Raw genomic sequence first — 26,489 nt, forward strand, 5'->3', positions numbered from 1 at the left:
AGTTTCTCATATGTAATAAAAGAGGTTAGCTACAGGATAAAATCTTTTATTATTGTATTTAATTTTTAATATGTTTTAAATCCTTTATTAGTGATGAATTCTTCCAAGCGTGTCCTGCATTATTTTTTCTAGCAATTGTCCTTGAAAGATATATCAGTGTTGTATCCACCTTTTTGTGGCCAAGACTTTGCATAATCTTGAACAAATCCACTCCTTGTTCATCCGAGATTATAGCATAGCTATGACGAAAAAAATGTGCCGTTAATGGAGTATTGCGATTGCGAATTAGCGGTATGTCAGCTTTGTTAATAATGTTTGTTAAATAATTAGAGAGATATTTGAAATGATATTGTTTGTTTTTAGCAGTGGTGAAAATAGGTGACTCATCATTAGTGTTTAATATAGTCTTTAGCCCTCTACGTTCCCTAAAGAGGGTAATTGATTCCAAAACTTCCTCAAGTATAAGGCACTCACGTTCCTCATTTCCCTTTCCGATTACTTTTAACCAGTAATCACCCTCACTATACGAAATATCACATATCCTGCTAGTACAGATTTCCTGAATACGTGCACCTGTTGTTGTTAAAACTAGTATCAAGCAATATACGATAGGATGGTCTTTAAAATACTCCAAAAGTTTCATGACCTCCACAGAATTTAGATCCCTATCGGGGCGGTCCCTTTTATGAACATTTGTACTTAAAAATGTTTCGTGAAGGGGCTTTTCTATGTACCTTTTTTTATATAAGAAACTAAGGAAAGCCTTAATTACTACTGTTTTTTTAGCAAGCGTTGCAACGGAGTACGTCTTTCCCCCTTTGCCCAGCGGAGCTTCTTTTAACCATTGTTGAAATTTACGGATATTTCTTGGCCGAATCTCTTTTATTAGTGATCGAATATTTAGATCTGCGACTTCAAAGTCGAATAAGTCACCATTTTCAACAAACATTCTATAAAAAAATAAAAGTTCTCTAATATATTCTTTTTTAGTTGCTGCAGTTCGGTTTTTCTTAGAATCTGTATCTTTCTCCTGGTGCACGAAAAGGTAAAGCATCTCTAGATCATTGAATCCAGAATAGTCTTCCGTATCTCCATAATCTATAATATCCAACATTTTATAGTAGAAGCTGCTATCAGTCATTTTATTCGATAAGTTAGTTAAATTATCTAAATCGATTTCTACAGGAAGACTTCTTTTTTTGAGTTTCCCGTTAATCTTATTTTTATCTATACTCAACTCTTTTACCTCCTACTTAAGTATATGTACACATTATTGAATTCTAAGTTACTTGAAAAATATAATGATTTAATACAATAAACTAAATCATTAAACTGTTTTTAAAAGCTTTAAAAAATAAGTATATATTGTTAGACATAACTTTCTTGTCATTTTTTTATTATACATTAGAAAAAATGAGAATATCACTTCACCTGAAAAACTCTCCATTCTTCTATTCCTATAATATTTTCAAACTTTAATATTAACTAATTAAATATACATATATTTATAATTATATAGACTATATATGTATAGTGTGTTATATTTTTAATAATTAATTAAAGGAGGGATAATTTACTAATTTTCTATTCTTTATGGGTGTTAGGGTGTAATCCCTAGAAGAGGTTTTACGAAAGGATGTTATCCAAGCAATTTTGCTAGTCTATTAGTTTAATTCATTATGAAGTGGAGGAAAGTATATGAAATTTATTCACTATGGTCTAATGGAGAACAACAAGAATTACATACTAAAGAAAACAGACAATAGAAGTTCTGAATATTCATTGGTGAAGAAAAACGGAGATAACATTGAAGTTTCATTTATTGGTGGAGATTTCGAGGAACAACCTCATACCGTTAATTTCACTGTAGGTGTCATCCATTTAATAGAGGGATTTGAACAATTAACACTTGAGGATCTTACTATCGAAACCATAGAAGAGGTATCTGTGGCGATTTATAATATCTATATGTCAAACCAGATACCAAATAATTTAAAAAACAAGATTTTAGTAACATGGTAATTCTTCAAAGGAGAGGGTGGGTAAAATGGGTGAAAAGCAGCTAGTGATTGATTTTTTTCTTTAAAGAGAAGGGAAACTACACCATTGCATGAACATAATCGTATTTCCCTTCAAAAAATGAATGATGTTGAATTTCACATTGAGTATGAGGAAAATGGTTTAATGAAATACCATCACTTATTTCATCCCAACCAAGGATTAAGATATTCCGATAGTGACCTAGAATACTTGTGTAAATACTACGAGGTCGATGGTATAGAGTCAATGGCTATGGGCTTAGGGAGAAGTCCAAAATCTATTGTTCAAAAAGTTTACGTTTTAAAGAAACAAAAGATATTTGAAATGTACAAAAATCGGAATAGTCATTGGAATTAGCAACTGAATATTATTTAGTATCTAATTCCTTTTGGCTTCACATATAAGTTAAAATATATATAGATCTATATTGATATGATGAAGGGATAAATCCATGGAAACAAAATTATATGAAAACAAACTACGGGTATTAGAGGTATTCCAGAAGGCTAGAGACCTACTAGGAGTTGACTATATTAGCAATCACTCCATACCAGCTATGAATGGCATACATTATGTATGCGAGCTCTTGCTTGAAATGGAAACTAGTAAAGAATACGAAGAAGTTTACACCTTATTAGTTTCTTTAGCTAATAAAGATAATTTAGAAGACGGAGATCCAGACTTTATTTACTTTGTTAAGAAGACTGCTCACGAGTTAATTGAAGAATTAATGGATAATTCCAGTGACTACCTTCAAAATTAGTATGTAACGGTGAATAATCCACCAAATATAAAGGGGAAATTTAATTGATTATCCGCATTTTATTCATAGCAATAATTCTTTCGTTATTAACGTATGGTGTATTATCAAATCCTTTATTAATAGGTAACGTGTTTTTAGAATTGATTACTGATCCAGTTATTTATGTACCTATCTTAATAGTCCAAGGATTAATAATTCTTTTAAATATTGTGATGACAATCTATAGAAGAAGGGAATTAGAGTAATCCCACACTTAAATGAGCAGTAAGGAAAGGAGGGTAGATATGCTTAAATGTCAGTTCTGTGGTCTTACAAGCACTTTTGAAAGTGGAGACTTTCAGTTAGATAAGACTAATCTTAATAAAGGGTTTTGGTGTGAAGAGTGTGATGGATACACATATATAGACAAAAATACTAACAAGCATCGTTTTAAACTTATTCTTGAAGATAAAAACGCAGATATGAGTATATTTATTCCTCCTAATATTAAATTGGCCAAAAGGATTTCTCCTTACAGATATCCAGGAGGAAAATCTAAAGTAATTGATTATCTATATACTCAACTTCAAGAATCAAAGTCAAAAAAACTCGTTTCCCCCTTCACTGGAGGAGGCAGTTTTGAATTGGCCATGTTAGATGCAGGAGTTATTGAGCAACTGCACATTAACGACCTAGATATTGGTGTATATTCTCTATGGTGGATCATTAAACACATGCCATACGTTATAATTGAGCGCTTGCAATCTAGCCACCCCACTCATAAGGATTATTTCTCTGCACAATCCTTGATTAAAGCAGATTGCAGAGGGGCAGATATAGTTGAAGCAGCGTGGTCATCCCTTTTAGTAAACCGCTTGGCTTACAGTGGTGTATTTAAAGCAAATCCTCTTGGAGGAAGAAACGGGAGCAGAAATGATTTACTATCTCGTTGGAACCCAAAGAATCTCATAAAAAGGATTGAAAAGATTCACGCAATGAGTGACCGAATTGAGATCACACAGGAAAATGCAGTTGGGCTGATAGAAGAAGCATATTGGCAAGATAAAGCCACAATATTTATAGATCCACCTTATGTAAATAAAGGGAAGGACTTATATCATTGTTATTACAACGAAAAGGATCATCTGGAACTAGCTCTACTTCTTGATACACTGCATTTCGGTTTCCCAAGTGCGGATATTCTTGTCACTTATGATTACAATGAGTGGCTAAATAAACTTTATGACTATCCAGAACGAGAGATCATCGGACGGAAATATTCTGCATAAAAAAGGAAATTGCACATTTCGTTATAAGGCTGAAAGGACCAAAAATAAGAAGGGGTGATTTTATATGGGTAAAAATGAAGTCAATATTAATGATACACATATGTACAGGTTAAAACCTGAAAACAACTGGAAGCTAATTAGGTTCGATGGTAAACATAAAAGAAAAATAAATGATAAAGAATATTTTCCCGAGGACTTTATTAATTCAAGTGAATTCCATATACATGATATTATTACTTTTGTAAAAATAGAAATTGGCGCATCACGTGAATATTTTCATATTTGGTATGAAGAGAAAAAATGATATAGTTCATGGAAATATTGATTATTTCCATAGAATATCTCTTATTAAAGTAATTTGTATTAAAAAAGGAGTAATTTCATGACGCTTCATGATGAATTTTTAAAGACCGAAGAAGTAGCAAAGAAATTGGAAATATCAGTACCTACTGTTTATAAATATGTAAAAGAAAAAAAATTGACTCCAGTGTATGAAGATAAATGGAGAATTGACGAATCACTCTTATTCAGACCTGAAGATATTGCTATATTAGAAGATGAATTAAAAAAGCCTCCTGGATATACAACAGGAGAGGTAGCTGCAGCATTAAATGTTCATCCAACAACAGTTTCTTCCTATATATCTAAGGGGCAATTACACGCTACAAAACAATTCTATAGAGGTAGAGAAATTTATTTTGTCTCGAATGAGGAATTTGAGCAGTTTAAAAGACTTCATGATATGCAAAATAGACGTGAAAGAAAACAATTTTATTCTAAAGAAACTGGGCACCTTCTTTTTCAAAAGCTAATTCATATGCAAAATAATGAAATAGCACGCATAATGGAGCTGGACGGTAATGAAGGTAAAGTAATAACAGAAGATGGAAGGTCCTTCTCACTATCTATTATGAAAGCAGAAGGATTTAAAGTATTCAAAGAATTGGTAGATCAAAAGTATAATACAAAACGGGGCTTTGCAATTTTTAAGTTACCTAAGCCTACTCATATAAACTCTCCTGCCTTTAATATTATTGATTTATTCTATGAGCACTTGGGGCCGAAGAATATGCAACTACTGATTGAGGGAGATACGATCCATTTAGAAATAAAACCAGTTTTGATTGCAGGAATTTCAGAGGACATTCACGAAAGAGAAATTAACATAATTAAAAAGCATCTAGTAGAGGGTAAGGTTGAAGTTCGTCATAACGGTATATTGATAGATAGTGATCTTGAGCCGCTAATTCAGCATGTGCCGTCTAAATTCAAGGCACTCATAACAAGTAATGCTAAAAAAGAAGGGCTAACTATCGAGGAATATGCAATAAGGCTAATGAAAGCGGGTTTGAAAAATAATGAATCAGATCACTCTCTTTGACCTCTCTAATGATTCAATAGAACCCGAGAATACTCCCGTGATTGAAAATGAAAAACAAGAAATTGTGAGTCAAACAACCTGTGGTTTAGAAAAACCGGATTCTATCACTGAGACCTCATTCGAACTTGATCAAAAGGTACAGGTTATAGTTTCAGACATAAATTCAAGCGATCCTGAAGACTATTATTATTTAATTGATTTTAAAAATAAAAGAGGATTTATATCAAATATCTATAATGGAAAAGTAAAGTCCTATTCAGTAATATTTAATGATGGAAAAGAAGGGATTTTTTATAAAAAAGATTTAATAGCAACTTAAGCCTATGCATCTATGTAATGCATAGGTTTTTTTGTATTACACATTGATAAAACTGTGTTTCAGTTTGCGGTATATAGTGTATAATAGGTTTAATATACTAATAATGTATTACAATTTGTATTAGAAGAGGTGTAATGTAATGCAAAAAGAATCAAATAAAGATAAAAGTGATGTAGCTAGTAATACGGAAGTTTTAATAGATGATGTTAGCAAAAATAGGAGTATAAGATGGTCTGATACTGTATACGACCAGACAAGAAGTGCAGCTACTTCTTCAGGAAAGACCTTAGATGAACTTCAGAGAGAATTACTAGCATTACGAGCGCGTATATCACTTGAAACGGATCACGAATTCGGTTCCCAAATTCAAGTAGTGAATGAATTACTTCAGAATTTAGGGGAACGCTTTTCCTCTATGGTGAGTCACGCTAATACGAAAATTCAAATACAGGAAACGACCTTTGAAAAGTATAAATTGCGTAGTGAAGTGACAGTGAACGATTTGCAAGACAAAGTAGATAAATTTGAAAAACACTTAAAAGAAGTTGAAGAAGAAAAAGGTAAATTGCTAGAAGAAGCTAAGTCTGCAAAGGTAGATAAGTGGAAAGCAGAAGAAGCCTTAAAAAAACAACAAACGGACTCGGATGAACGGATTGGAGAGTTAAAGGAAAGTATCTCTGAAAAAGATGATAAAATTGTTGATAAGAATGAAAAAATTGATAGGCTAGAAAAAGAAATCGACTCTATGCAAAAGTCTGTTTCAAAGAACCAAGAGTTGCAAGTGACAGTGGAAACACTTATCAATGATCTGGAATTAGGAAGAGAAAAACACGAAAATGATTTAATCTCTCTTAGAAAAGAATTAGAACAACAACATGTACTTGCTCTGAAGAATCTTGAATTGGAGATACAGACCTCTTTACAAAATGAATTCAGAATAACCTTAGAAGAAAAATTAGAGGACTATGATACGAAAAGAGAGCAGCTACGGAATGAATTGAGAGAAAAATACGAATCTCAAATTCATCTTAAAAATGAAGAGTTGTATGCTTTAAAACAAGAAATAAAAGAGAAGAGCAATGTCAAAAATAAACCTAATTAATAATGTTAATCCCTTCTCCTGATATATTAGATGAATTTATGTAAACTATATGGTAAAATATTTTCAAAGTTACTTATTAATTTAACGTATAACTACATATTAGAGGGATAAGCCTGTAATGATTAATGGCCAACGAGCCATTATTTCTTTACGGGTTCTTTTTTTGTTCAGAAAGGAGACTAGTGGTGACTTCACTTGAGGATGATTTAATAGAGAAAAGAAGAAATGAAAAAATAGAATCAGTTTTAAATCACCAAGTTCAAGGTGAATCCTTTATACAATCACCTTCAAGAGAGTGGAAAAAAATTGTCTTAAATCATTTTAATAAAATTTATCGGAATGAATTATCACTTGCGGAGTTACTTACAGTTTTGAAAACGCGAGGGATCATATTCTCTCAAAAAGAGAGTCTTGTTCAGTACCCAATTAAGGAGTGTCTAGAATATATCGCAAAGGTTAGTAAGATTGAAATTAAACTATAAGGAGTAACTAATGACTAAATATGTTTACATAACGACTATTTTTACTTTGTTAATTGCTCTAGGAGGTTGTTCTACAATAGAAAAACCTTCATACGGTATATCTGATGATGTACTAAATAACGAAGCGTCTGGTGTTGCTATTATAGACACTGAGAATAAAGATATTGTACAAATTAAAGCTTCTGTTGAATCTATTTATGACGGTGATACGATGCTTGTTAGCCTTAAAAACTCTAATATTTTGCCAGCAAACCATTACATAAGAAACATTAAGAAACCAATTAACATTCGTTTACTCGGGATTGATACACCTGAATTATCAAAAGAGACACAGTTATACGGTGAGGAAGCTCGCGTGTTTTTAAGAGAGCTAGTAGAAGATAGAGAAATAACCCTGGTATTTGATCCGAAAGCGAATGTAGATAAATATGATCGATATCTCGTTCATGCTTTTGTTGATGACGTAAACATCCAAGAACAATTACTGATGAATGGACTAGCTAGGACAGCCTATATTTTTGATGACTATCTTTATTTAGATGAATATAAACAAGCGGAGTCTATTGCAAGAAATCAAGACTTAAATATATGGTCCATTGTTGGTTATGCTACCTCACAAGGATTTAATATGAACGTGGTAAAGGGGAGAGATATGCCACTGACTCCTACAGTAACGGAATCTGATATTAATACACTAAAGACATCTGTTAACTTTTTAATTGACTTTATCAGCGAGAAATCAGGTGTTGTGAGTGAATGATAAGAAAGATCTTATAACTATTAATTTATTTCTTTTTCTAATTTTTCTATTATCCTATGTAGCTTTGATTGAACCAATTCTTGATCCGATTCTTGATCCACTATATATTAAATATTTTAAGAATGTTGGCTTGGTGTTTATTGCAGAACTGTTGTTGATCATTTTCATTTTCTTCCTAGTTGCAATTACACTTTTACTCATAACCATTGTAAAGTTTTCTACTATTAAACTCATTTGGAAAAGAGGTACCATTGCATGACTTAAAGATATTAGAACCTAAGGATTACCACCCGCTACCAAGTAGGATTAACTCATTAAAAACCTTTTAAAATTCAATTTATTCTTAGAGACTCACTAAATTTATTTATTATAGGAGGTTGAAAAATGTTATCAAAAATGATCTATAAAAAATGTACAACTTGCAAAGTGAAACAACCCTATAAAGAATTTTACACAAAGGGTAATACATTTATGAATTGTGCATCCTGTAGAGCGGATAGAGTGGAAAGAAACAAAAACAGAATTGCTAAACTTTATGATCCTAGTATGAATTCATCGCAAAGAAAAGAGACCGAACCCCCTTGTCGATAGAAAAAAGATATCTCAAAGTAAGGGCAATTTCTTAATAGTATTTTAAATAGTTGAGCTTAGGAGGAATATAGGATTTTTTACAAATTAATAGAAAATACTAGTATAATAATCCTGTAACAATAGAAGGGGCGATTATCTAGGGCTAGAATAGAATAATAGTCGTTACACTTCAAATTTAAGAAGAACATGTTTCTAGAGTTACTCAAAGAATCATGTTTTTTATGGTTTAAAAAAAGAGATGTGTCAATAATGTTTTTATGACGAGTAAGGAGGTAATCAGATGAATATAGGTTTAATACTAGAGAGCGCAAAAACCGAAATGACTACTATTATTAGTGCATTAACTATTGAAAATATTGAAAATAAAAGGAGTGAAATTGAAAAATATTTTACATTTATAGAGAGTTTATCACATTTACCACAAATAAAAAGTTTAAGTATAGATGAGATAGATGATGAGAAAAAAATAAAACCTATAACAACCAACAAGGTATCAATGGAAGAAAAAGAAAAAAATCATCTAGGTAAAGAAAAAATAGGGGATAACTCAAAGATTGGAAATGAATATATTTTTGAACGAAAGTTGAAAGGTGGATTTTTACCCGATTTAGACGGGGGATATTTTATACCTGAAAAAATGGTTAGAGATATGCAAGTGGAGCATAAAGATAAAATTAAAATTATCTCGGAAACTCCAGGGTACCCAAAAACTTTATACCGATTTGAACTTGTTGAAAAGGGAAATCAAATAGATGCGGATAGGGTACAGCATTATTTTTGTAAGGTCGAAAAAGAAGCAGGCGAGTTAACGATATGTGATAGTCAAAGTGGAACTATAAAATTAGATGAGATTCCTTATACATTTATCGTTAGTCAAAACGACAAGGATAAGTATCACCTTCAAAAAGGAGATATTGTAGATATTGCTTATTATAAAGAGAATCCAAATGGTACTATGAAAGTTATTTTTAAGTATGATTTAGTAGAAGAGGCATCCCCTTTAATGACTACTGAATATAGAAAACTAGTTTCAACAGAACGGTTAGAAAAGAAAAAGAATAGTATTGATAGAAAAACACCAAAAGAGTACCCGCTCAGCACCCATATGCTAAAGAACAAAAGTGTTTTGGTTGTGGGAGGAATGAAAAGACATAAAGACTACAAAGAGGCGTTTGAATCAATTGGAGCTGAATTCTACGCTCTAACAGGTGATGAAGGACATGAACGAATGTCTGCTGTCGTTAGTAAAGCAGATATTGTAGCTATTTCAATAGGAGAATGTAGTCACGCTGCTTCTATCTTTACGGTGGAAACATGTAAGCAGAGGGGCATTCCGTTTTCATCCACCCATCGTAGTGGAATTCAATCTATCCTTTTTTGTGCAGAAGCTGCGATAAGGAAGGGCACCGAGGTAAAGGAAATCGAATATACAAATCACTAGATATCATGTACCTTAACTCGGGGCACCATCTTCAGGAAATATTGTTACGTTAGGTGTTCCTTTCTGATATTGTAAGGAGCATTTCCCTAGAGTGGAATGCTCTTTTTTGCCCCTTAACCCTTAATCTTGTCTACCAAAAATTATCGTAATCAACATTTGAATCTATTTTTCTAAGCGCTTTTATTATCTTCTTTGCATTCTTCATATTTGGCGTATATGTACGCATGTTACATACATTGCTAATGGTGTTCCGATTAACTCCGCTCATTTCTTCTAAGTCTCTTTGAGTAATACGATGTTTATCTATAAACCTTCCAACAGGTGATCTCATTTTAAATATCCCTAGCATTCTCCACACCTCATAATCTTTGTTGCTACCATCTTTGACACATTAGAGAAGAAGTATACTATTGTTTCAAAAATCAAATTATCGTGAATTTCACAACAATTTGGAATACTGGACATACTTTTTCATATCCTATAGCAAGAAGTACTTAATTAGGGAGGTAAAGAAAAATGCAAAAGGTTAAAAGTATAAAGTTCAATTTAGACAATCCACATGAAGAAGAGTTATACAAGTACGCAAACAGATTAAGCAACTTTGCTGGTACGGTAAAATCATTACTTAATGTAAAAAAAGAAAAAGATTCTTTACCTGTTTATAGGTCCAATCCTGATGGTGTCATAAAAATAAATTTTTAAAAGGGTGACTCCGTTGACTAACTTAAATCCTATGTTCTCTGAGACTTTATTAACTCCCGCTCCATCTAAAGCAAAAAAAGAATCCAACAGAAAAAAACGCGAAGATGCCTTAAAAGATATAAAGATACCCGTTTCCCTTATTGAGAAGCTAGATTTAAAAATGTTTGGTTATAAAATATTCAACGAAAGCAATATAACTCGATTTGCCACTTCTTTAATAAAGGAAGGGTTGGATATTGAATATATTGACTATGTGCCAGAAGTAGACAGACCTTCACCTAAAGATACGGTGTTTGTTCACGCGAAATTAAGGAAAGAAGAACATACGGAGATCGTTAACATTTCAGCTAAATGGAATTGCAGTATAAGACTTGCTGCAAGAAGAATTATTATTAATCTTTTAAAAGAGAAGAAAGGTGTTTGTTGAATATGATAAGAGCATTTAGTCAGTTGGAGTTATTACAAGCGGAGATTGGCAGGCTAGAAAACAAAAGTTTCTTGGATAGAGCAATTTACCTTTTATCGAAAACAACATATGTCTCTTTATCTATAAATGTCCAACCTGATTTGATTTTATGGGGTGAGGCTCTTTGTGAGGATATTGGTTCAAAGTATGATGATCTTGAATTCACCCTATCGGATCTAGCGGAGTTATTATTTGATGATTTTTTGAGTGTGGTAAGGAATGATGAAGACTTTGAAAAATTGTATAGTCAATTACTTGCAAGGGAGCCCAGGATTACTTGTCCAAACACAAACTATAAAACTGATGCAATTAATGAATCAGAAGTTTTAAGTGCAACCTTAAAGATTCGACTAAAGAGAAAAGGAGCATTAAGGGGAGAAATGGTTCTTTGTGATTTAGCAGAAATCTTCCCAGCTCATGAATACACTTTGGAATCTGTCTTGAGATTAATTATGGTTGATTTTCTTCAGGACTATAAGGATCGGAATGGAGAGAGAAATAGGATCAAAAAAAATATTTTAGGAAGGTTAGAGTTTTTGAGAAAGAGCGTTGCAATGGGAAACCAGTAGGCTAATGTATATCGTTTCCCATTACCATTGATATGCGGGAAATATTGTGATTTATACCCCGCATATTAATAACTCAATTTTAACATTGCAGATAATGATATAATTTTAAAAATTAGTACGTTGGTTTTATAATAGGTAAATCTAATAACGAACCTATGCAGGGTAGAGTCAATACCATTTTTAGATCAGAAAACGTTAAAAAAATTTCCTCATTTCACTCTCATGATCTATCAGAATGATCTCAGGGAGAATATTATATTCTTCACTTAAATAGCTAAGTATATTTCCATAGAATTTTAAGAGCACTTCATGATATGTTGTTCTATTTTCAAAAAAACTAACATTCTTAACGATAAACATCCAAAAGGGCCCGTATTGTGTATCAACTCTCTTGAAAGTTAGCTTTATTTTTTCTTGGAGGTAATGGTGTTCAGTGAACTCAAATTCAAATATATTTTCGTAACTATTCCGGGAAATAAATACCTCATTTACACGTATATCATTTAGAATCATCAATTAGTAGCTCCTCCTCATCATCTCACTCTTTGTACAAATATAAGATAACGAAAGAAGGGAAGATTACATAATCAATAAAACACAGTTATCTCCAATGCAAATGTTCAGATAATATTGTTTTCTCTAGGAGATAATAGAATTATTAGAGTGATAAACCACCTTAAAATTTAATTTCAACTATTTTTTATAATTATTTACTAGAAAGGAAGTTAATTAGTTATGAATGGTTGATTAGAAGAATTTTTGGTCCTAAACCAATTAATAGAATTCCTAAAGGTATTTATTTCTTCGCAGTCATATTATGGGCTTTAGGGTGGCTATATGTACCCCTTTCCGTGTATGTGGCTTTTAAGGAAGGTATATGGGGTTACCAGTCATTAATGCTGCTATTGATATACCATTATTATTTAGGTTTGTATTTAAAGTAAATTCAACGATTATTAACTGGAAGTTTAAAAGAGTGAATGTAGTCTTACATTCAACATAAACGCCGAATAAATAATAAATATTAGTATAAGAATCCCTTATGAAAGTGAACAAGAGTCTAAACAAGCAAAACTAGATCAAGATGTATATATTAAACAAGATGATAAAGCTGCAGCGTTAGAGTATAAAGGTAATCAAGGAAGTAACGAGCAACTATCTTTATTCTTCTAATGTCTATACAGTATGAATAGGACTCGAGCAAGTAGAGTCCTATTTTTCATGCCATTGCTACTGAACATTCTTCCCAATTTGTCTTTATATCACCTATAAGTAATTCTTTAATTGTTTCTTCTATTAATTCATTTTTCTTGTCTTTATCTAAATTTCTCCATTCGTTTTGACTTATCATTAACTTGCTTTAAGAATTGCTCCGCATTAAGACCTTGCCTGAACTGTCTCTATTCATGTAAACTATAGATGTAACTATTTTTATTTTCATTTTTGTGCAATCTCTATTAGGGGATTAGCGGGTTAAACAACAAACTATAGCGAACTTTGGTTCATTGTCTTGATTAGGATACATTTTTTGTATTCTCTTCAACTAGCAATCGGACTGAGGTTCGCTTTTTTTGTTAAAAAAAATGTTTCAGGAGGGAAATTTATGTTTACCAGTGTTAGAAAAAGAAAAAGAATTAAACTTTTTTCCAATCGATCAAGGTTACGTGAAATCAATAAAAGCATTGAAAAAGCAACATATGAACTTGATGTTGCGAGTGTTGAGGAGTTAATGGAAGAAAGGGCCAGATTCATTGATAGTCTATTCAATTAATAATTTAAAGGGAGGCTCTTTTATGAAAGAACTATGTGAGGTCTGCAATAAACGTGAGTATTCAATTCTTTGTGACCATGCTATTGGTACAGGCATTGTTACAATCGTAGGTTTCAAAGAACGCACGGTTACTTGCGATACAAAGTTATGTAGAGAATGTGCTGTGAATTTATGGTCAGATTGTGATCTCTGTCCAGCGCATGCAAAAAAGGTCCTAAACAACGAGTGTTTAAATGGTGATCTGTATGATAATGCAAATCAAGTTGTTAAGGACTCCAGTATGTCGGTTGATAACAAGTTGCTAGTATTTTCGGTTTTAATGAGAGCGAAACGACTAGAAAAGTTTCTTGATGAATAGTTAAGTCGCAATCAGAATCTATTTGACTAAAGTCGTAACGTCGTGGAGGAAAAAATGAAGAAACCTATTGCTGTTATACAAGCAGATAACATCTTTAAGGCTCTTTATTACACAGCACGTAATGAAGGTATTGATATATCGGAAGATTTAACTGAAATATATGAGATATTAGCAGAACATAACCCAAGCGACACACATGTAACAGACACTTTGGATGTCATGGAGTATTTAAGTGAATTTCTTAAAAGTAGTTGTGAATATCAAGAGTATTTTGCAAAAGAAGACGCTTGTGAGGATTATGACGATGAAATGAAGTAGCAATATTTCGCACCTATAAAAGGCATTTAATGTCCAATATATGACCCATATTTTGTACTAAGGAGGATGAAAAAATGAAATGTCCTATATGTGATAAAGAAATAAATAATTATAGTAACAACTACATGGAACATACCCTCATGGAAGAACATGCAACATGTAAGGATGAAAACCATTTTTATAGGTATAAAATAGGAAATTATGAAGAGTGTATTGGTGGGGTTATTTTCCAGAGTCATTATGCAGATTTAGAAGAAGAAAGAAAATTATATAAATTTGTGTTAGAACTGAATAGAGAAAATTATCAGAAGAAAGTTAATACGTAATACGAGACTATGACGAAGGTTCGGAAGGGATAAATTTTGAAAGCAGAAAAGCTTAGATTCAATATGATCTATGGAAGAGTGCTATATCAACCCGGATTTATTTTATCATTATGGTGAAGTTAAAGAGAGACAAAAACTCAGGGGAGAATTTAGTTTTATGCAAGTCATTAAAGTATATGATGAATTAAATATAAGATAGGGCAAGTTTATTGCGAAAGCTATTCCATATGAGGAAATGAAAGAATAATCCTTTACTAGAAGTTAGAGAGAATAAATAGAAATAACAAAAGACAACAGGCTTAGCTTGTTGTCTTTTATGATGGAGGAAAAACCAATGCATGAAAAATTCAAACTAGATGCTCGGTCATTGGAACGGAAATTTAAGAGGAGAATAACAAAGGTTGGATACATTAGAACAGCTACTGGGAAAGTAAATTCTATCCTAGACTATAATAGCTCTTACTTGTTACTTAAAACTGAGAGCAGAGGGGGACAATTTGATATAGCAAGAAAGGCTCTAAGGAAAGCTATAGCCTTTGTCTATTTTAAAAGAACAGTTATTCGAAAAGATATGCAGCCATTTAGTAATTATTCTTCTGCTATATTCTCAATCTTACATTATATCTTTCAAGATGTTTCAAGGATACAGAAGTTGAAGAATGGGCTTCTTAGTTTAAGTTTAAAAGGAACACGTTCATTCCTTAGCGGGTGTGAGCGTAGTCCAGGAATGCTGAAAATAATTTCAGAATTGAATGGGAAGTTTGTATTGTTTAACTTCTTACAATTAAGAGGAGGCACAAAATGGTTGGAGTACCTCGAAGAGTATAATCTATTTTCAGTCATAGATAGTGGAGCATATACACTTCATCAACAGAAACAAAAGCAACAAAAAAATGCAGAACAGCTGGAGTTATTATCTGATTGTATACTAGAGGATATGACATTAGAAGGATATGCAGCCTTCATTAATAAATATAAGGACCATCCAAGAATCTTCGGTTTTTTTCCTTTGGATGTAATAGGAGATCCAATCAAGACAAAAGAAAACTATAAAAAGTTAAGTGCCTTAACAAATGCAAATATCTTTCCGGTTTGGCAATTCACCGATTCAATTAGTGAGTTGGATAAGTTGGTAAAAGAGGAACACGAATTGATTTGTGTCGGCGGCACCGTTCCATACTTGAGTAATCGTAAAGAAATTGTGAGAAATGTCTTAGACAAGATATTTAGTCTATTTCCTACAACTAATTTTCACTTCTTAGGTGGGGCAAATGAAATGCTAGTTGACTTTCCTTGGTTTTCCACAGATACAACAGCTTATCTTAATGCAAGAAAATCGAGTAAGCAACGAAAAGTATACTTGGAAAACGGACATCGAGTAGATGCACCCGAAGATTTGAGTGTAGAGGATATTATTAAGCAAAATTTAAGCTTTTTAATAGAATTAGAAAATAGGAATAGTTTGTACCAGATCTGTCTAACTGACTTTTAATATTAACAATTAGATTAAGTTGTTTAATCCTTTGAACAAGACAAGAGAAAAAGAGATAATAAGGTATAGAGAGAGGAGAAATACATATGGCATTCGATACAAATCTAGGTATTCTAGAAACTCAAGAAGACGTTTTTAGTCGTATTCTATCGCTAGATGAGCATCTAAAAACTCTTGAATTAGAAGGGAAATTTAATGATCAACTTAGTTTTATTATTTTTGGAGGAACGGCTCTACTTCTCTATTCTGGCTACCGTGTAACCAGTGATATAGATTGCTACTATCTTTCTTCCATAACAATAGAAGAAGTGCAAAGTATAATAGCTGAACATGGTGTTAATAATAGAATCGAAAACGTTATGCAGTTCCCAGAGCCTGAAGATTTTATAGGAAGATCAAAAGAGATATTCGTCTCTGATCAAATAGAAGTTAGGATTGCATCTAGGGAAGATTTAATTCTATCTAAATTACTTTCTACACGTGGAACGGATCGCGATGAAAAGGATTTAATTGAGTCTGATATATTAGATAATGTTGATCTTGACTATATTCGAGAAAAATTTGAAGAATATAAAGATTTTAGAATTGGAGCAGGCGTGAATTTTTCATCACTTGATGATATAATTAACGAAAGAGTAAAACGGAGAGAAAAAATAAGAGTCTAAGAGGTGTTGAACATGAACCAACAATTGTATAGTGATTTAGTTCATGGTTGGGCTGAGCATCTTACGGGAAAACAAAATGTTGAATTTGGAGAATTACTTACTCTAAGTAAAACGAGTGGTCGTTTAAGAAACTTGTGTGGCCTCTATGCTTTAACAACAGAGGGAACATATAAACAATTTTCTGATGTTGCTGAAACTGACAAACAAGTTAATCAAATGAAACGTGATCTTGCTAAAGCGTTAGTGCGATTAGAGAAGGAACCGGATCATGAAGTAGCAACTTTTGCAAAGAGTTTAAAGGTTAAATATTTGAGACAGATGCAGCCGCTTGTAGAAGATCATGTTTATGATGTTTCTGCTGAAATGGCAAAACTTTTTAATACAATGGTTACAAGCAATAAGTTTGCTAGACGGACAAATAATAATGAATTTAAAACTAAATTAAAAAATCGCATGTCAGAATTTAATTTATCTGCTTTACAATAATCTTTTAAAAAAAGGGAGCCATGGCTCTCTTTTTTTAGCTCTTACTTCCAATCTTAATGAATGACTCAGCACTTAATAGGAACATGAGGAAGATTGTCTTTTTTAGCATATTATTATATATTGTCATTTTTTTCATATTTAGATACAATATTCTTAGATGCAATATACAGGGATAAGCCCTAAATGGATCATAGTCGAACTACTATGTCTATTTAGGGCTTTTTTTGTATGGAAAATAGAGAAATTGAAAGGTGTCTTTGAAATGCAGCCATTATTAAACTTAACAAGATATAAAATGAGCATGTTTATTGGGGTTTTGGCTATAGTTGTTGTAAGTGGAGTTTTGTTTTATTTAAAAACATTATTACTTGATCACATTGGAAATACGATCATTGTTCCGATTATTATTATAGTTGGATTCGCAACGTACTTTTATTACGAAAGGGCATTTATCTACAAGACACATATGCAATACCGATCATGATTAATTCTACTACCATTGAGTACAAGGATGTTAAAAGTATTCAGTTTAAAAAGGTCCATACAGGCGGAGGTCATGATGGAATCTTGCGCTTCTACTTAACTTTCATGAATGATCAAGATAAAGTACTTTGTCAATTGCCATTTAATCTATTTAGAAATAAAGAAAAAAGGAAAAATTTATTCATATTGTCTTAGAGGATAATCCAGGAGTGCAGATTGATCCTACCATTTTTGAGTATGGAAATGGTCAAATTGGGTGGAAAGTATTCAACGTTGTATTAATAAGTACATTTATAGGCATGATGCTATTGTTTTTTATTTTCGTTATGTAATTAAATTGGTCCCTTTCATTTACTATTTGAAGTTGGTATAATTGAATTAAATTAATATCGTACAGGGATAAGCCCTAAATAGATACATAGGTACAACTATGTCTATTTAGGGCTTTTTTGCGTGCGCAAAGGAGAGGAAAGGATGAAAAGAAAAGAGAATGTTTTAAACGGAACAAATGGTGCAAACATTGGAGATTTAATTACTTTTACAAGACGTGAGCGATCTTATCAGGCACTTGTTATAAATATAAGAGATAGATCGGTAATTGCCGAGTTACTTAATTCAAAAGATATCATAGAACATGATTTAGAAAACGAGAGAACAGTAGTTGCCTATACAAACTATAAGATCATTAAGAAAAGTGATATTCCAGCTCAATCCGTTTATGCAATAGATGGATGGAACTTTGGATGGAGAAAAGTAAACTAAGCAAGATGTTTAAATGATAACTATACGACATCGTAAAGGAGTTTTTAAGTTGATAAAAAGGTTTTTGATTTTGTTAACAATCTCAAGTGTTCTTGTAGGTTGTTCATCTGAAAAGAAAGAAAAGGGTCCAGGGCTAGGCAATCGAAACCAACCTAAAGAGGAAGAGGCAAGCTTATCTTCTGTGGAACAACTGGATAAGATTCTACAAAATTCTATAAAAGAATCAAACGTTCTACTGTCACAGTTCAATAAGTCTCTGGATGGTTTTTATACAGGTAATACATCAAACAGCCAGTTCGCGACTGTTGTGAGCGGTATTGTTAACGACTCACATGAATTGGTCTCTAGTGTAGAGAAAGAAGACGTTGATCCAACTGTCTTTGAATTACAGCAAAAGCTTGTAGCTCACCTTAATCAGCAGCATGGGTTATTTTTAAATGCGGTTGATATGGCAAACCAAGAAAAGGTCAATAAGGATACTCTAAGAAATACCTACCTTGAGATTAAACAAGAACAAGCAGCTATTATGAATGGTTGGAATAATTCTTAAAAAATGAATTGAGATTAAAATTTACTATAAGTAAGTTTCAAATGAGAGGGAGATTAAAATGAAAAATTGGATGACACCTGAAGAAGCAGAAATAAAAAAACAAAAGAAAAAGACAGTATTTTATGTATCCGTTCCTTTTATCGTTATTGCAATGAGTATACTTGTCACATTTACAGTAAACTCACTTTAGTACCTTGAAACGTATGTTGTGACCGGGATATAAGAAAGGGACGATTAATAATTAGAAAGAAATCGAATGCAAATCAGCGGTATATATTATCTTGCCTATTTGGACTACTATTTATAGCTGGAATTTATTTATTGATCCTTCTCTTTTTTAAAACAATTGAAGTAGAGGGAGTATATGTACACGAAATAAAAGATAATGGCGATTTATATGTACTCTATAATGATCAAGCAACAAAAGTAGTTTTTCCGGAGGATGTTGAAAGTTCATTAGTAGATGTGAACTTGGAGAATTCTATTATTTATTTAAGAGACTTCCATGAGGACAATGGAATTATTTACTCAGAAGATATTGAAGTCGATGGGAATTCTAGTAAGAATATAAGTAATTAATAAAAAGGTATCAGTTTATTTTAGATACCCAATCTCTTTTTTGCCGATAATTAGGTTTATGTAGACTGAGAATGCATATCAAATACAAAAATGAGAATTTTATATCAATATGGACAAGAATACACGCCTTTTTATTTGCTTTTCATATATTGATAACATATTTAATAGAAAGGAGTAATATTCCTATGATTATTGTTGGTGTAAGAAGAAACACTATGATGATGCCGATTATAAGAAGAAAGTAAAAGGTCAATGGATTTATCTGGTCTTTTCATGTTTCTAAGCCTCGTGTCATGACGGTCGATAAGAATCCAGCTTATCCTATAGCAATTGAAGAGTTAAAAAAAAGAGAAAAGCATAGCTGATGGTATGCAACTTAGACAACAGAAGTACTTGAATAACAATAGTGGAGAAAGAACATCGCTTTATAAAGAAGCGAGTCCGTTCTGTGCTAGGATTAAAAACGTTTCAAACAGCTAAACAGATCATCTGTGGAGTGGAGGTGATGCATATGCTGAAAAAAGGACAACTTTAACAAGGGGTGAAGTCTGTCCAAAGCGAGATTGGATTCATACATAAATCATTTGGAGTAGCATCATAATTCATAGAGAAAAGGATATTGAGATTCTATGTTTCTAACAAGTCATATTTGCACCAAAACCAAGAAAAAAAGAGCGAATTTACTCGCTCTTTTTTAATATCCTTGTCACTGCCTTTTTTGGTCAATAATTAGTTTTTCTTTTTTTCCAATGTGGTTAAGATAAGAATCCTTTATTTGCGGATTATCTTCAATAAAGTCAAGAAGCCTTGAAATACAAATTGCTGTTTCCTTACTAATATAGTGTTCCAGTTTTTCAACTTCCTCGTATATATTCTTATCTTGCACCCCGATCATTTGTAAAAATTCTTCTAACATTTGATGTCTTTCAACTAATTTTTTCGCTAGATTTTTTCCTTTATCTGTCAAGGTGAAACCTCTATATTTCTCATATATCACCAAATCTACTTCGTCAAGTCTCTGCATCATTTTTGTCACAGAAGATGGGAGAACATCAAGCGAAGAAGCTATATCTACACTGCGTGCATATCCTTTTTGTTCAATCGTGTTATAAATTTTTTCTAAATAATCTTCCATACTTGGTGTTGGCAATTTATTTCCGCCTTCCATCCCAAATGTCTAAATATACTTTCCGTATTATATAACAAAATCTCTATTATGTTCAATTAAGCACAAATTACTTATTACAAGTATAACATTTAATTGACAGGGTCTTCCCTTTGGGTTAAAATGTTTCTCGAGGGAAAGTTTTTTATATTAGTGCATATAATATGGTTAAAGTAAAGTGTGGTAAATAACCACTTTATTTTTTGTTTAAATGTTGCCTTAAGTAAACATTATTAGTTTATAGAAAGATATTAGTTGCGAAGGAGATGTTTGTAATGAATCCCGCACTTACGGTTAAAAGTTTGTTTGTATCCTATCATGGTAATGAAGCGGTAAAAAACGTAAGTTTTTCAATTGAACAAGGTAAATTGGTTGGGGTTATAGGTCCAAATGGAGCAGGGAAATCAACCTTATTAAAAGCTATGTTAAACCTAATCCCGAAAGATAAAGGCGATGTTCAAATATACGGAAAATGTTTTAACGAGCTAAGAAAATCTGTTGCATATGTCCCGCAAAGAAGTAATATTGACTGGGATTTTCCAATTACTGTTTTGGATACTGTACTACTCGGAACGTATCCCAATCTAGGTTTATTCAAAAAACCAAAGAAAAAAGAAAAAGAATGGGCACTTCAATGTTTGCAAAGGGTTGGTATGGGAGATTTTAGTAAGCGTCAAATTGGAGAACTTTCAGGAGGACAACAACAAAGAGTGTTTTTAGCAAGGGCGCTTGCTCAAAAATCAGAAATCCTTTTTCTAGATGAGCCTTTTGTTGGAATAGACGTATCAAGTGAAGAGACCATTATTACCATTTTAAAAGAATTAAAGAATAGTGGAAAAACGATTCTTGTTGTTCATCATGATCTAAGTAAAGTGAGTGATTATTTTGACCAACTTATTTTGCTAAATAAGGAACTAATAGGTTATGGAGATATAGATCAGATTTTACGTCCAGAAGTTTTGTCCAAAGCGTATTCTGGACAGTTTTCATTTCTTGAAAGACTGGGGGTAGAGGTATAAATGGCTTTTATTGATGCAGTGATTCAATATGGTTTTTTACAAAAGGCACTATTGACTTCAGTTATGGTTGGAATTATTTGTGGAGTAGTTGGCTGTTTCATCATTTTAAGAGGAATGGCATTAATGGGTGATGCGATTTCTCATGCTGTTCTTCCTGGGGTAGCAATTGCTTACATGCTTGGAATGAACTTCTTTGTTGGTGCCGTTGTTTCAGGAGTTTTAACAGCAATGGGGATTGGTTTTGTCAGCCAAAATAGTCGGATCAAAAATGATATCTCCATTGGAATTATGTTTACAGCTGCTTTTGCTTTAGGGATTATTCTTATCACCCTCATGGAGAGTAGTACGGATCTTTATCACATCTTGTTTGGTAACGTATTAGCAGTCCGACCCTCTGATATGTGGACTACACTCGGAATAGGTGTTTTTGTGCTTATATCTATTTATTTATTTTACAAAGAACTACTTGTTACTTCCTTTGATCCAACCATGGCGGCAGCTTATGGGTTGCCTATCAAAGTCATCCATTATTTTTTAATGACACTACTCACAATGGTAACGGTGGCTTCTTTACAAACGGTAGGGATCGTACTTGTCGTTGCTATGCTCATCACACCAGCAGCGACAGCCTACTTATTAACGGATCGATTATGGGTGATGATTTACCTTTCAGCAGGCTTTGGGGTGATATCGTCCGTTGTTGGATTATACTATAGCTTCACTTATAACTTAGCTTCAGGCGCAACCATTGTCTTGGTATCAACTGTCCTATTCCTATTAGCATTTGGTTTTTCACCAAAGCAAGGTATCCTATGGCGTTCCTTAAAAGCTAGAAGAAAAAAACTATCACTTTCTTAAAAGGAGGATTATCAATGAAACATTTACTAAAATTATTTATTACAAGTCTTTTTGCAATTGTCATTCTGTCAGGATGTAGTGAAGGTAAAGAAACCGTTAGTGAAGCAGGAGAAGAACATAAAGATGATAAGTTACAAGTAGTAACAACGTATTCCATTCTATATGATATCGTAAAAAATATAGGGGGCAATCAAATAGAGATTCATAGTTTAGCACCAGTGGGATCTAACCCTCATGAATTTGACCCACTTCCATTAGATATCCAAAAAACAACTGACGCAGATGTCGTTTTTTATAATGGATTGAATCTTGAGGCAGGAAACTCTTGGTTTGAAGAACTCATTCAAACAGCTGGGAAAAATGGAGAAGATGGTCCTGTATATCGACTAAGTGAAGGAGTAGAGCCTAAATACTTAACCTCAGAAGGACATGAAGGGGAAGAAGATCCTCATGCATGGCTTGATATTCGAAACGGTATAAAGTATGCAGAAAATGCAAGAGATGCGCTGATTGAGGTAGATCCAGCGAATGCAGATACTTACGAAAAAAACGCTAAAGAATATATTGAGAAATTACAAAAACTTCATCAAGAAGCGTTAGAAAGCTTTAACAAAATTCCAAAGGAAAAGCGTTTTTTAGTTACAAGTGAGGGGGCGTTTAAATATTTTAGTGATGCTTACAAATTTGAGGCAGGATACATTTGGGAGATTAATGCAGAAAATCAAGGAACACCGCAACAAGTAAAGCAAATAGTGGATTTAATCAATGAAAAAGAAATTCCCGTATTATTTGTAGAAACGAGTATTGATCCTCGTAGCATGGAAATGGTTTCAACAGAAACAGGGGTTCCTATTGGTGGAAAATTATTTACAGACTCTATAGGAAAACCTGATGAAGATGGAGATTCTTATATCAACATGATGGAATGGAATATTGATGTGATTTTCGAAAACTTAATGAAAAAATAGGAAAGTAGTATATTTTAATGGAAGTTATTGGAAATAAATAGACCTTTAATATAGTCAGTTTTATTAAATAGACTATTCTGCTAGAAGAGGAGCTCAGTATTTAACCGAGCTCCTCTTCTTTAGTATCCATTGATACTTATCACGGTTATATTCATCAAAATATATTTCTACTTTAACTTTCATTCCTTTAAGCTCTCATATGATTTATGATCCACCTAAATCTAATTGAGTTGACTTTCTAACTATACCATTTTGGTGCTAGCAGCCTATTAATTAATTACATTCTACAAATCGAAAACTATGCCGTAGGTTTAAAGCGGAAGCCACTTTTAACATTTTACATCTACAGATCACTTTTAATTACGAGGACTCTCCAAGCCCTAGTCCGAAATGGGACTAGGTTTTTTTAGTTATCGACCTATGATTCCTTTGTTTCAAGGGTGAGGCTATTAAGGTTGTTTACTAAGAAAGACTCAATTTAAATGTTAATTTTTTAACTTTTTTAAAAATTGCAAAATATAGGGATAGTTAATATCGAGATTGTAGCAGCTACTTTAATTAAAAAACCTAAATGTTAATTAAATGATGTAATGAGGTGTACGAGTGCTCATTTTTTTAGTTAAATTAATTATTCAATTTATTGAAGAAGTAAAACTGGTAGGCAAATCCGCAATGGCACAACTTACTCTACATGATTTTGGAGCCATTGTTTTTCTATCTTACTTAGCTTTTGCTCCAATAAAGGGGAAGGCTTATCCATCTGTTAATATCAAGACTAAATTTGATAAATAGGTTCAACCATTTAATAATTGTACACCCAACCATTTTAATTAAATCAGGGGCTACCTCCTTGATAAAGGCACTAACATAGTCGCCTTTTACATATTTGGATTTCATATCAACATAATAAAGTTAGACTTTTCTTATGAAAGGGGAGGAGAAAAAATGGATAGGAGAAAAGCGAAATTTGCTGGTACGCTTCATAGTTCTACTATTTTTAACCAATGATTCTGATAGAACCAGTATTGAATTCCGTCTTTTACTACTTCAAATTGTCCAAGGAAATGTTCTTCTAAGGTGTGCTCTAATTGAACAATTTTCCTTCCTCACGAGCAATTGGTAGGAAAAATTTAATGTAGAGGTACAATCAATTGAGTAAATTTGCTCATTGACTTAATACTATCGAAATATTTTTTTCAATTCTGTAAATCAATGTTATGAAACGTTAATCGAATCTCTACAGAAACTGCAAAAAAAACCTGTAGTATATGGTGTGGAAGACAAATTAGTAAAATTTTAAATAATAAGGGAGAGGAAAGGTTGTTTAAAAGAAAATCTCTATCTAACTTAGGGATAGGAACTTGGCTGATTATATTTATTCAATTTATTTCCTTCTTTACCTTTTTTATGTTCGTACCTTTTATCTCTACCTATTTTGTTAATCAATTAGACTTTTCATTAGCTTTTGTAGGTACTGTACTCTCACTTAGAATCATTAGCCAACAGGGCTTAATGGTGTTTGGAGGCTTTTTAGCTGATCGATTTGGTTATAAACGATTAGCGATATCAGGATTTGTTTGTCGTGGAGTAGGGTTTATAGGATTAGGTTTAACTGACCAACCTCTCCTTATTATTATTGCGATCATCTTAAGTGGACTTGGGGGTGCCATGTTCATCCCAGCCCTAAAGGCGACATTGACCATGTTCACACCTCCAGAAAGAAGCAAAGAAGCCTTTTCCATGATGAATGTCGTTGAAAATGCCGGATCTGTTATGGGGCCTTTAGCCGGTTTATTCTTTAAGGGTGAAGATTTCTTATTATTATGTCTAATTTCTGGTTCTCTATTTTTGGTTATTGGATTTATAGTTTTATTTCTTCCAAATCCACCTTTATTAAAACGGCATAATTCTTGGATTGAGGAAAGCTTGAAAATTATTCGTCATAGGAACTTTATTCTGTTGGTTTGCACCTTAATGCCATTTCACTTTATTTATCAACAATTATATCTAACGTTTCCTATTATTTCTGAAAAATTGACGGGGTCTTCAAGTTGGATTTTCTCTTTTGTTACAGTCAACATCATTTTACTTCAAATGCCTGTTTTACATTGGTTTAGAGATCGCAGTATGAAAGCTATATTTGTTTTACCTTACCTATTTATCGGTTTGTCTTTTGTGATTTTAGGATATTCAGAACAAATGTTGCCTCTAATAATAGCGCTGATTAGTATTGCATTTGGTTCTATGGTGCTATTCCCCTTTTTTCAAGATTATGTGGCCGACATAGCTCCTAAGGAGTCCTTAGCTACATATTTTGGGTTTTCTAATATGGCTATGGCTGTAGGGGGATCATTAGGTAACCTGTTAGGTGGTGTTTTATATGATCTATTTATAGAGATATCAAAGCCTCAATGGTTTTGGCTGCTCTTAAGCATAATTAGCATTCTACCAATAATAGGAGTTACTAGACTAAACCATATAAGTTCCAAAAGTATTTCCAAAAAGCGTATTTCTTAAAAAGATGAATATACGAGGAGTGTTTATATGAATAGTGTACTTGCTGATTTAAAATTTATAAACATTGACTCTTTAATTCTCCATGAGCCTACAGAACCAATACGCTTAAACAAAGTCGCTACACTTCTAGAGAAAGAAGGCGTTATACGGAATCCATTGATGGCCACTCCAATAGAGGATAATAAATATTTAATTCTTATGGAGCTCACCGGACTTCAGCTTTAAAAGTACTGGGTTGCAAACGGGTACCTGTTCAAATAGTAAAACCGCAGCAATTTCAACTTTTTG

At 32.7% G+C, this 26,489-nt stretch carries 39 protein-coding genes and 1 pseudogene; 36 read left to right on the forward strand and 4 right to left on the reverse strand.

Annotated elements, in window-relative coordinates:
* Window positions 1–58: 58 nt before the first annotated feature.
* Window positions 59–1,237 carry a tyrosine-type recombinase/integrase gene (locus ACFFIX_RS19705; RefSeq protein WP_378937078.1) on the reverse strand — a complete coding sequence of 393 codons (1,179 nt, stop codon included), beginning with the start codon at window positions 1,235–1,237 and terminating at the stop codon, window positions 59–61.
* A 461-nt stretch (window positions 1,238–1,698) separates the two neighbouring features.
* Between ACFFIX_RS19705 and ACFFIX_RS19710 the strand changes: the two genes are divergently transcribed.
* The 13 genes from ACFFIX_RS19710 to ACFFIX_RS19770 all read left to right on the forward strand — a co-directional run bounded on the left by ACFFIX_RS19710 (window position 1,699) and on the right by ACFFIX_RS19770 (window position 10,147).
* Entirely contained in the window at window positions 1,699–2,022 is a 324-nt protein-coding gene (locus ACFFIX_RS19710) for a hypothetical protein (protein WP_378937080.1), read from the forward strand.
* Window positions 2,023–2,106: 84 nt separating this feature from the next.
* Window positions 2,107–2,397, forward strand: coding sequence for a DNA-entry nuclease (locus ACFFIX_RS19715; protein WP_378937081.1), 291 nt, complete (start codon window positions 2,107–2,109; stop codon window positions 2,395–2,397).
* Between the two features lie 94 nt (window positions 2,398–2,491).
* On the forward strand, window positions 2,492–2,803 hold the full coding sequence (locus tag ACFFIX_RS19720; RefSeq protein WP_378937083.1) for a hypothetical protein: 312 nt from the start codon (window positions 2,492–2,494) through the stop codon (window positions 2,801–2,803).
* 44 nt (window positions 2,804–2,847) lie between these two features.
* Window positions 2,848–3,048: a hypothetical protein gene (locus ACFFIX_RS19725; RefSeq protein WP_378937085.1), complete on the forward strand. Its 201-nt coding sequence runs from the start codon at window positions 2,848–2,850 to the stop codon at window positions 3,046–3,048.
* Window positions 3,049–3,060: 12 nt separating this feature from the next.
* Window positions 3,061–4,071 carry a DNA adenine methylase gene (locus tag ACFFIX_RS19730; protein ID WP_378937087.1) on the forward strand — a complete coding sequence of 337 codons (1,011 nt, stop codon included), beginning with the start codon at window positions 3,061–3,063 and terminating at the stop codon, window positions 4,069–4,071.
* Between the two features lie 64 nt (window positions 4,072–4,135).
* Window positions 4,136–4,375: a hypothetical protein gene (locus tag ACFFIX_RS19735; protein WP_378937089.1), complete on the forward strand. Its 240-nt coding sequence runs from the start codon at window positions 4,136–4,138 to the stop codon at window positions 4,373–4,375.
* 78 nt (window positions 4,376–4,453) lie between these two features.
* The gene (locus ACFFIX_RS19740; RefSeq protein ID WP_378937091.1) at window positions 4,454–5,452 is read left to right on the forward strand and encodes a helix-turn-helix domain-containing protein; all 999 of its coding nucleotides are present in this window, start codon (window positions 4,454–4,456) and stop codon (window positions 5,450–5,452) included.
* On the forward strand, window positions 5,430–5,771 hold the full coding sequence (locus ACFFIX_RS19745) for a hypothetical protein (protein ID WP_378937093.1): 342 nt from the start codon (window positions 5,430–5,432) through the stop codon (window positions 5,769–5,771). The genes ACFFIX_RS19740 and ACFFIX_RS19745 overlap by 23 nt, the downstream gene beginning before the upstream one ends.
* A 139-nt stretch (window positions 5,772–5,910) precedes the next feature.
* Window positions 5,911–6,873 carry a V-type ATP synthase subunit I domain-containing protein gene (locus ACFFIX_RS19750; protein WP_378937095.1) on the forward strand — a complete coding sequence of 321 codons (963 nt, stop codon included), beginning with the start codon at window positions 5,911–5,913 and terminating at the stop codon, window positions 6,871–6,873.
* Window positions 6,874–7,058: 185 nt separating this feature from the next.
* The gene (locus ACFFIX_RS19755; RefSeq protein WP_378937097.1) at window positions 7,059–7,355 is read left to right on the forward strand and encodes a hypothetical protein; all 297 of its coding nucleotides are present in this window, start codon (window positions 7,059–7,061) and stop codon (window positions 7,353–7,355) included.
* 10 nt (window positions 7,356–7,365) lie between these two features.
* Window positions 7,366–8,115, forward strand: coding sequence for a thermonuclease family protein (locus tag ACFFIX_RS19760; RefSeq protein WP_378937099.1), 750 nt, complete (start codon window positions 7,366–7,368; stop codon window positions 8,113–8,115).
* On the forward strand, window positions 8,108–8,374 hold the full coding sequence (locus ACFFIX_RS19765; RefSeq protein WP_378937101.1) for a hypothetical protein: 267 nt from the start codon (window positions 8,108–8,110) through the stop codon (window positions 8,372–8,374). Before ACFFIX_RS19760 ends, ACFFIX_RS19765 begins: the two co-directional genes overlap by 8 nt.
* A gap of 612 nt (window positions 8,375–8,986) precedes the next feature.
* Window positions 8,987–10,147: a DUF2325 domain-containing protein gene (locus tag ACFFIX_RS19770; RefSeq protein ID WP_378937103.1), complete on the forward strand. Its 1,161-nt coding sequence runs from the start codon at window positions 8,987–8,989 to the stop codon at window positions 10,145–10,147.
* A gap of 130 nt (window positions 10,148–10,277) precedes the next feature.
* Here the strand turns inward: ACFFIX_RS19770 and ACFFIX_RS19775 are convergent, their stop codons facing one another.
* Window positions 10,278–10,478, reverse strand: a complete 201-nt coding sequence (locus tag ACFFIX_RS19775; RefSeq protein WP_378937105.1) for a helix-turn-helix transcriptional regulator — start codon at window positions 10,476–10,478, stop codon at window positions 10,278–10,280.
* 185 nt (window positions 10,479–10,663) lie between these two features.
* On the opposite strand from ACFFIX_RS19775, the gene ACFFIX_RS19780 reads away from it, so the two are divergent.
* From ACFFIX_RS19780 to ACFFIX_RS19790, 3 genes are read left to right on the forward strand one after another with little or no spacing between them, the layout of a single operon-like run.
* The gene (locus ACFFIX_RS19780; protein ID WP_378937107.1) at window positions 10,664–10,849 is read left to right on the forward strand and encodes a hypothetical protein; all 186 of its coding nucleotides are present in this window, start codon (window positions 10,664–10,666) and stop codon (window positions 10,847–10,849) included.
* A 13-nt stretch (window positions 10,850–10,862) separates the two neighbouring features.
* Entirely contained in the window at window positions 10,863–11,276 is a 414-nt protein-coding gene (locus ACFFIX_RS19785; RefSeq protein WP_378937109.1) for a hypothetical protein, read from the forward strand.
* Between the two features lie 2 nt (window positions 11,277–11,278).
* Window positions 11,279–11,884, forward strand: a complete 606-nt coding sequence (locus ACFFIX_RS19790; RefSeq protein ID WP_378937111.1) for a hypothetical protein — start codon at window positions 11,279–11,281, stop codon at window positions 11,882–11,884.
* A gap of 1,219 nt (window positions 11,885–13,103) precedes the next feature.
* On the opposite strand, the gene ACFFIX_RS19795 is transcribed toward ACFFIX_RS19790, so the two are convergent.
* Window positions 13,104–13,235: a hypothetical protein gene (locus ACFFIX_RS19795; RefSeq protein ID WP_378937113.1), complete on the reverse strand. Its 132-nt coding sequence runs from the start codon at window positions 13,233–13,235 to the stop codon at window positions 13,104–13,106.
* A gap of 252 nt (window positions 13,236–13,487) precedes the next feature.
* Here ACFFIX_RS19795 and ACFFIX_RS19800 point away from each other — a divergent pair, with 252 nt between their 5' ends.
* From ACFFIX_RS19800 to ACFFIX_RS19865, 14 genes and pseudogenes are all read left to right on the forward strand, one after another.
* Window positions 13,488–13,655: a hypothetical protein gene (locus ACFFIX_RS19800; protein ID WP_378937115.1), complete on the forward strand. Its 168-nt coding sequence runs from the start codon at window positions 13,488–13,490 to the stop codon at window positions 13,653–13,655.
* A gap of 22 nt (window positions 13,656–13,677) precedes the next feature.
* Window positions 13,678–14,013: a hypothetical protein gene (locus ACFFIX_RS19805; protein WP_378937117.1), complete on the forward strand. Its 336-nt coding sequence runs from the start codon at window positions 13,678–13,680 to the stop codon at window positions 14,011–14,013.
* A gap of 54 nt (window positions 14,014–14,067) precedes the next feature.
* Entirely contained in the window at window positions 14,068–14,331 is a 264-nt protein-coding gene (locus ACFFIX_RS19810; protein WP_378937119.1) for a hypothetical protein, read from the forward strand.
* A 74-nt stretch (window positions 14,332–14,405) separates the two neighbouring features.
* Window positions 14,406–14,657 (forward strand): hypothetical protein, encoded by a 252-nt coding sequence (locus tag ACFFIX_RS19815; RefSeq protein WP_378937121.1) that lies wholly within the window; start codon window positions 14,406–14,408, stop codon window positions 14,655–14,657.
* Between the two features lie 334 nt (window positions 14,658–14,991).
* Window positions 14,992–16,149, forward strand: coding sequence for a hypothetical protein (locus ACFFIX_RS19820; protein WP_378937123.1), 1,158 nt, complete (start codon window positions 14,992–14,994; stop codon window positions 16,147–16,149).
* An 86-nt stretch (window positions 16,150–16,235) separates the two neighbouring features.
* Window positions 16,236–16,814 (forward strand): DUF6036 family nucleotidyltransferase, encoded by a 579-nt coding sequence (locus ACFFIX_RS19825; protein WP_378937125.1) that lies wholly within the window; start codon window positions 16,236–16,238, stop codon window positions 16,812–16,814.
* Between the two features lie 12 nt (window positions 16,815–16,826).
* Complete coding sequence (locus tag ACFFIX_RS19830) at window positions 16,827–17,300, forward strand: hypothetical protein (RefSeq protein ID WP_378937127.1); 474 nt, start codon at window positions 16,827–16,829, stop codon at window positions 17,298–17,300.
* A gap of 262 nt (window positions 17,301–17,562) precedes the next feature.
* The gene (locus tag ACFFIX_RS19835; RefSeq protein ID WP_378937129.1) at window positions 17,563–17,784 is read left to right on the forward strand and encodes a hypothetical protein; all 222 of its coding nucleotides are present in this window, start codon (window positions 17,563–17,565) and stop codon (window positions 17,782–17,784) included.
* Window positions 17,781–17,978 carry a hypothetical protein gene (locus ACFFIX_RS19840; RefSeq protein WP_378937131.1) on the forward strand — a complete coding sequence of 66 codons (198 nt, stop codon included), beginning with the start codon at window positions 17,781–17,783 and terminating at the stop codon, window positions 17,976–17,978. The genes ACFFIX_RS19835 and ACFFIX_RS19840 overlap by 4 nt, the downstream gene beginning before the upstream one ends.
* A 279-nt stretch (window positions 17,979–18,257) precedes the next feature.
* The gene (locus ACFFIX_RS19845) at window positions 18,258–18,545 is read left to right on the forward strand and encodes a DUF2187 family protein (protein ID WP_378937133.1); all 288 of its coding nucleotides are present in this window, start codon (window positions 18,258–18,260) and stop codon (window positions 18,543–18,545) included.
* Between the two features lie 13 nt (window positions 18,546–18,558).
* Window positions 18,559–19,095, forward strand: coding sequence for a hypothetical protein (locus ACFFIX_RS19850; RefSeq protein ID WP_378937135.1), 537 nt, complete (start codon window positions 18,559–18,561; stop codon window positions 19,093–19,095).
* A 58-nt stretch (window positions 19,096–19,153) separates the two neighbouring features.
* Window positions 19,154–19,285, forward strand: coding sequence for a hypothetical protein (locus tag ACFFIX_RS19855; protein WP_378937137.1), 132 nt, complete (start codon window positions 19,154–19,156; stop codon window positions 19,283–19,285).
* Between the two features lie 131 nt (window positions 19,286–19,416).
* Complete coding sequence (locus tag ACFFIX_RS19860; protein ID WP_378937139.1) at window positions 19,417–19,674, forward strand: hypothetical protein; 258 nt, start codon at window positions 19,417–19,419, stop codon at window positions 19,672–19,674.
* Between the two features lie 266 nt (window positions 19,675–19,940).
* Window positions 19,941–20,275: pseudogene (locus ACFFIX_RS19865) on the forward strand (DDE-type integrase/transposase/recombinase); the annotation flags it as partial.
* A 105-nt stretch (window positions 20,276–20,380) separates the two neighbouring features.
* Here the strand turns inward: ACFFIX_RS19865 and mntR are convergent.
* Window positions 20,381–20,824: a transcriptional regulator MntR gene (gene mntR, locus ACFFIX_RS19870; RefSeq protein ID WP_378937168.1), complete on the reverse strand. Its 444-nt coding sequence runs from the start codon at window positions 20,822–20,824 to the stop codon at window positions 20,381–20,383.
* A 290-nt stretch (window positions 20,825–21,114) separates the two neighbouring features.
* Here mntR and ACFFIX_RS19875 point away from each other — a divergent pair, with 290 nt between their 5' ends.
* From ACFFIX_RS19875 to ACFFIX_RS19900, 6 genes are all read left to right on the forward strand, one after another.
* The gene (locus ACFFIX_RS19875) at window positions 21,115–21,858 is read left to right on the forward strand and encodes a metal ABC transporter ATP-binding protein (RefSeq protein ID WP_378937141.1); all 744 of its coding nucleotides are present in this window, start codon (window positions 21,115–21,117) and stop codon (window positions 21,856–21,858) included.
* A complete protein-coding gene (locus ACFFIX_RS19880) occupies window positions 21,859–22,716 on the forward strand; it encodes a metal ABC transporter permease (protein WP_378937143.1) in 858 nt (285 codons plus the stop codon).
* 14 nt (window positions 22,717–22,730) lie between these two features.
* Window positions 22,731–23,684 (forward strand): metal ABC transporter substrate-binding protein, encoded by a 954-nt coding sequence (locus ACFFIX_RS19885; protein WP_378937146.1) that lies wholly within the window; start codon window positions 22,731–22,733, stop codon window positions 23,682–23,684.
* A 603-nt stretch (window positions 23,685–24,287) separates the two neighbouring features.
* Complete coding sequence (locus ACFFIX_RS19890; protein ID WP_378937148.1) at window positions 24,288–24,476, forward strand: hypothetical protein; 189 nt, start codon at window positions 24,288–24,290, stop codon at window positions 24,474–24,476.
* 528 nt (window positions 24,477–25,004) lie between these two features.
* Window positions 25,005–26,201, forward strand: a complete 1,197-nt coding sequence (locus ACFFIX_RS19895) for an MFS transporter (RefSeq protein WP_378937150.1) — start codon at window positions 25,005–25,007, stop codon at window positions 26,199–26,201.
* 27 nt (window positions 26,202–26,228) lie between these two features.
* Window positions 26,229–26,426 (forward strand): ParB N-terminal domain-containing protein, encoded by a 198-nt coding sequence (locus ACFFIX_RS19900; RefSeq protein ID WP_378937152.1) that lies wholly within the window; start codon window positions 26,229–26,231, stop codon window positions 26,424–26,426.
* Window positions 26,427–26,489 lie beyond the last annotated feature (63 nt).

Source organism: Metabacillus herbersteinensis (assembly GCF_042433335.1).
In the GTDB taxonomy this organism is placed as follows: Bacteria; Bacillota; Bacilli; order Bacillales; family Bacillaceae; genus Metabacillus; species Metabacillus herbersteinensis.

Coding starts and splice junctions, on each gene's coding strand:
- ACFFIX_RS19710 (WP_378937080.1), top strand. CDS start 1,699: ATGAAATTTATTCACTATGGTCTAATGGAGAACAACAAGAATTACATA.
- ACFFIX_RS19720 (WP_378937083.1), top strand. CDS start 2,492: ATGGAAACAAAATTATATGAAAACAAACTACGGGTATTAGAGGTATTC.
- ACFFIX_RS19730 (WP_378937087.1), top strand. CDS start 3,061: ATGAGCAGTAAGGAAAGGAGGGTAGATATGCTTAAATGTCAGTTCTGT.
- ACFFIX_RS19735 (WP_378937089.1), top strand. CDS start 4,136: ATGGGTAAAAATGAAGTCAATATTAATGATACACATATGTACAGGTTA.
- ACFFIX_RS19740 (WP_378937091.1), top strand. CDS start 4,454: ATGACGCTTCATGATGAATTTTTAAAGACCGAAGAAGTAGCAAAGAAA.
- ACFFIX_RS19745 (WP_378937093.1), top strand. CDS start 5,430: ATGAATCAGATCACTCTCTTTGACCTCTCTAATGATTCAATAGAACCC.
- ACFFIX_RS19750 (WP_378937095.1), top strand. CDS start 5,911: ATGCAAAAAGAATCAAATAAAGATAAAAGTGATGTAGCTAGTAATACG.
- ACFFIX_RS19760 (WP_378937099.1), top strand. CDS start 7,366: ATGACTAAATATGTTTACATAACGACTATTTTTACTTTGTTAATTGCT.
- ACFFIX_RS19770 (WP_378937103.1), top strand. CDS start 8,987: ATGAATATAGGTTTAATACTAGAGAGCGCAAAAACCGAAATGACTACT.
- ACFFIX_RS19775 (WP_378937105.1), bottom strand. CDS start 10,478: ATGAGATCACCTGTTGGAAGGTTTATAGATAAACATCGTATTACTCAA.
- ACFFIX_RS19780 (WP_378937107.1), top strand. CDS start 10,664: ATGCAAAAGGTTAAAAGTATAAAGTTCAATTTAGACAATCCACATGAA.
- ACFFIX_RS19790 (WP_378937111.1), top strand. CDS start 11,279: ATGATAAGAGCATTTAGTCAGTTGGAGTTATTACAAGCGGAGATTGGC.
- ACFFIX_RS19795 (WP_378937113.1), bottom strand. CDS start 13,235: ATGATAAGTCAAAACGAATGGAGAAATTTAGATAAAGACAAGAAAAAT.
- ACFFIX_RS19800 (WP_378937115.1), top strand. CDS start 13,488: ATGTTTACCAGTGTTAGAAAAAGAAAAAGAATTAAACTTTTTTCCAAT.
- ACFFIX_RS19805 (WP_378937117.1), top strand. CDS start 13,678: ATGAAAGAACTATGTGAGGTCTGCAATAAACGTGAGTATTCAATTCTT.
- ACFFIX_RS19810 (WP_378937119.1), top strand. CDS start 14,068: ATGAAGAAACCTATTGCTGTTATACAAGCAGATAACATCTTTAAGGCT.
- ACFFIX_RS19815 (WP_378937121.1), top strand. CDS start 14,406: ATGAAATGTCCTATATGTGATAAAGAAATAAATAATTATAGTAACAAC.
- ACFFIX_RS19820 (WP_378937123.1), top strand. CDS start 14,992: ATGCATGAAAAATTCAAACTAGATGCTCGGTCATTGGAACGGAAATTT.
- ACFFIX_RS19825 (WP_378937125.1), top strand. CDS start 16,236: ATGGCATTCGATACAAATCTAGGTATTCTAGAAACTCAAGAAGACGTT.
- ACFFIX_RS19830 (WP_378937127.1), top strand. CDS start 16,827: ATGAACCAACAATTGTATAGTGATTTAGTTCATGGTTGGGCTGAGCAT.
- ACFFIX_RS19835 (WP_378937129.1), top strand. CDS start 17,563: ATGCAGCCATTATTAAACTTAACAAGATATAAAATGAGCATGTTTATT.
- ACFFIX_RS19840 (WP_378937131.1), top strand. CDS start 17,781: ATGATTAATTCTACTACCATTGAGTACAAGGATGTTAAAAGTATTCAG.
- ACFFIX_RS19845 (WP_378937133.1), top strand. CDS start 18,258: ATGAAAAGAAAAGAGAATGTTTTAAACGGAACAAATGGTGCAAACATT.
- ACFFIX_RS19850 (WP_378937135.1), top strand. CDS start 18,559: ATGATAACTATACGACATCGTAAAGGAGTTTTTAAGTTGATAAAAAGG.
- ACFFIX_RS19855 (WP_378937137.1), top strand. CDS start 19,154: ATGAAAAATTGGATGACACCTGAAGAAGCAGAAATAAAAAAACAAAAG.
- ACFFIX_RS19875 (WP_378937141.1), top strand. CDS start 21,115: ATGAATCCCGCACTTACGGTTAAAAGTTTGTTTGTATCCTATCATGGT.
- ACFFIX_RS19880 (WP_378937143.1), top strand. CDS start 21,859: ATGGCTTTTATTGATGCAGTGATTCAATATGGTTTTTTACAAAAGGCA.
- ACFFIX_RS19885 (WP_378937146.1), top strand. CDS start 22,731: ATGAAACATTTACTAAAATTATTTATTACAAGTCTTTTTGCAATTGTC.
- ACFFIX_RS19900 (WP_378937152.1), top strand. CDS start 26,229: ATGAATAGTGTACTTGCTGATTTAAAATTTATAAACATTGACTCTTTA.